At 57.3% G+C, this 3013-nt stretch carries 3 protein-coding genes; 2 read left to right on the top strand and 1 reads right to left on the bottom strand.

Annotated elements, in window-relative coordinates; genetic code table 11:
* The coding region (locus AKL27_RS26810; RefSeq protein ID WP_050465958.1) for a LysR family transcriptional regulator at nt 1–888 on the bottom strand (888 nt) is incomplete at its 3' end.
* A 251-nt stretch (nt 889–1139) separates the two neighbouring features.
* On the opposite strand from AKL27_RS26810, the gene AKL27_RS26805 reads away from it, so the two are divergent.
* Nucleotides 1140–2204 carry a sigma-54-dependent Fis family transcriptional regulator gene (locus tag AKL27_RS26805; RefSeq protein WP_232311130.1) on the top strand — a complete coding sequence of 355 codons (1065 nt, stop codon included), beginning with the start codon at nt 1140–1142 and terminating at the stop codon, nt 2202–2204.
* A gap of 53 nt (nt 2205–2257) precedes the next feature.
* On the top strand, nt 2258–3013 hold a 756-nt coding region (gene ilvC, locus AKL27_RS26800; RefSeq protein WP_050465956.1), incomplete at its 3' end, for a ketol-acid reductoisomerase.

The raw sequence follows: 3013 nt of genomic DNA, 5'->3' as shown, positions 1-3013 counted from the left end.
CTGCATTCCTTTCCACACCTCTTCCGCCGTATCGGCAAACGTCTGAATACAGGGATTGCGATTTTCCTTGTTCCAGATCACCGCCACTTCGACCACCGGCGCATCGGTCAGCGGCTTGAACACCGTCGTGGTCAAGTGCATGGCCTGCATCGAATTCGGTACCATCGCCACGCCCAGGCCTTCGCCCACCAGATTGACAATGGTCTGCTGCAGGTTGGCTTCGAGCTTGATGCGGGGCCGGAAGCCGCCGCGCAGGCAACAATTGACGATCTGGTCGTACACCACCGGCGCAATCGTGCGCGGGATGCTGATGAAGAACTCGTCAGCCAGATCCTTCGATGAAATATTTTCACGTGTCGCCAGCCGATGGTTCTTTGGCAACACCGCCACCAGCGGTTCCGAAAAAATGGTGCGGCTGTCCAGGCCGCTGCAATCCTCGGGCCGATACATCAGGCCGACATCCAGTTTGCCATCCTTGATATCAATCGCCAGCAGATTCGGTACATGCTCGGTCAGACGCATGTCGACCTCCGGATAGGCGGCCGAATAATGACGCGTGACCGACGGCAGAACGTTATACGCGGTCGACATCATGAAGCCCACCAGCAACGCCCCGCTTTTGCCGGCCCCGCTTGAGATCACGTTGCGTTTGGCGCGTTCCAGCGCATTGAAAATCTCGGTCGTGTCGCGGTAAAAATACTGGCCGGCGACGGTCAGTTGCACGTTGCGTTTGCTGCGATCAAACAGCAATACCCCGAGCTCGCGTTCCAGCGCTGCAATTTGCCGCGTCAGCGGCGGTTGCGAGATGTGCAGCAACTCGGCGGCGCGACCGAAATGGAGCGTCTCGGCGACGGTACGGAAGTAGGTGAGGTGGCGCAGTTCGATCATCTGATACCTTTAAGGTATTAATTGTGTGTGTATATTGTATTGGAAGTTATGAGATAAGCTCGCTATTCTTCGACGCAGAGATAGCTTACTTGCGACTGTCTCGACGTTCCCGCGGATGCGCCGGCGCCTTATCGCCGCTGCTGACGGTAACGTACAAGAAGCGCCAGGTCACAAGCCGGAGCGCCACAAAAAGCAGAACATGACAGGAGACAATGATGCCGGTACCAGCCCATTCAATGGCAGGCGCAGCTATGCCAGTCAGTGCCAACACTTCCGCTTACCGTTCGCTGGACGAGCTGGGCAGCGGTGATCCCCAGATGCAAGACCTGATCACGCGCGGCAAGCGTCTGATCGATAAAGGTATTCCGATTCTGATTCTGGGTGAGACCGGCACCGGCAAAGAGTACCTGTCACGCGCATTGCATGCCTACAGCGCGCGCCGGTCGGCGGCCTGGGTGGCGGTCAATTGCGCTTCGATTCCGGAGAGTCTGGCCGAGAGTGAATTGTTCGGTTATTGCAAGGGCGCATTTTCCGGCGCCTTGCCCGGCGGCATGAAGGGCAAGGTCCAGCAGGCTGACAGCGGTACCCTGTTTCTCGATGAAATCGGCGATATGCCGTTTTCACTGCAAACGCGCTTGCTGCGCGTGTTGTCCGAGCGTGAAGTGATCCCGCTCGGGGCCGCGCATCCGGTGCGGGTGGATGTGCATCTGATTTGCGCCACCCATCAGGATTTGAAAACGCTGGTCGCGCAAGGCCGCTTCCGCGAAGATTTGTATTACCGCATTGCCGGTGGCGTATTGCGTTTGCCATCATTGCGCGACCGGGCCGACCGCCGGCAACTGATCATGCGCATGATTGCCGATGAACTGGCACCGGCAGTGGCATCCGAACACAGCATTGCACCGGCTGCCTTGCAGCGCATGCTGGCTTATCAATGGCCGGGCAATCTGCGGCAAATGCATGCTGTGATCCGTTATTGCTGTGCCGTCATGAATGGCAATCGCATTGAAGTCAGCGATTTGCCGGAAGAACTAATGCAATTTGAGGCGCTGAACCTGAACCACATCATCAGCCATGGCGCCAACGTCCGTCCCATCCTGTCACAAGCAGATGGCGCCGGTATCATGTCCCGCCCGGCGACGGGCCCGCTCGGCGATGAACGCTCACGCGTCATCGATGCGCTGGTCGGCAGTCGCTGGAATATCTCCGCCGCATCACGGCAACTGGGGATGTGCCGCGCTTCGCTGTATCGTAAATTGCGCCAACTGGATATTCCCCATGTGCGCGATCAGGCGATGCCGGCTTATGCCGCCTGAACCTGCCCATACATCTATAAAAACTGCACTACTCATATACATTTAGGAAGAACATGAAAGTTTTCTACGACAAAGACGCAGACCTGTCCCTGATCAAGAACAAGAACGTGACCATCATCGGTTACGGTTCGCAAGGCCACGCCCACGCCCAGAATCTGAAGGATTCCGGCTGCAAGGTAACAGTTGGTCTGCGCAAGGATGGCGCATCGTGGGACAAGGCCAGGAACGCCGGTCTGAACGTGGCTGAAGTCAACGACGCGGTCAAGAATGCCGACGTCATCATGATCTTGCTGCCAGATGAAAACATCGGTCAGGTCTATGCTGAAAACGTGGCGCCACATGCCAAGCAAGGCGCGACAGTCGCGTTTGCCCACGGCTTCAACATTCACTACGGTCAAGTCGTGCCACGCGCCGATCTGGACGTGATCATGATTGCCCCGAAGGCGCCAGGCCACACCGTGCGCTCGACATACACCCAGGGTGGCGGCGTGCCGCATCTGATCGCCGTGTATCAAGACAAGTCCGGTACTGCCCGTGACGTCGCGCTGTCGTATGCAACTGCCAACGGCGGTGGCCGTGCCGGCATCATCGAAACCAACTTCCGCGAAGAAACAGAAACTGACTTGTTCGGCGAACAAGCCGTGCTGTGCGGCGGTACCGTGGAACTGATCAAGGCTGGTTTCGAAACGCTGGTGGAAGCTGGCTATGCACCGGAAATGGCGTACTTCGAATGCTTGCACGAACTGAAACTGATCGTGGATCTGATCTATGAAGGCGGCATCGCCAACATGAACTACTCGATCTCGAAT

Origin of the sequence: Herbaspirillum autotrophicum, assembly GCF_001189915.1 — a bacterium.
GTDB lineage: Bacteria > Pseudomonadota > Gammaproteobacteria > Burkholderiales > Burkholderiaceae_D > Herbaspirillum > Herbaspirillum autotrophicum.
The sequence above is the reverse complement of the archived record's forward strand: the minus strand, read 5'-3'. Positions and strand labels throughout refer to the sequence as shown.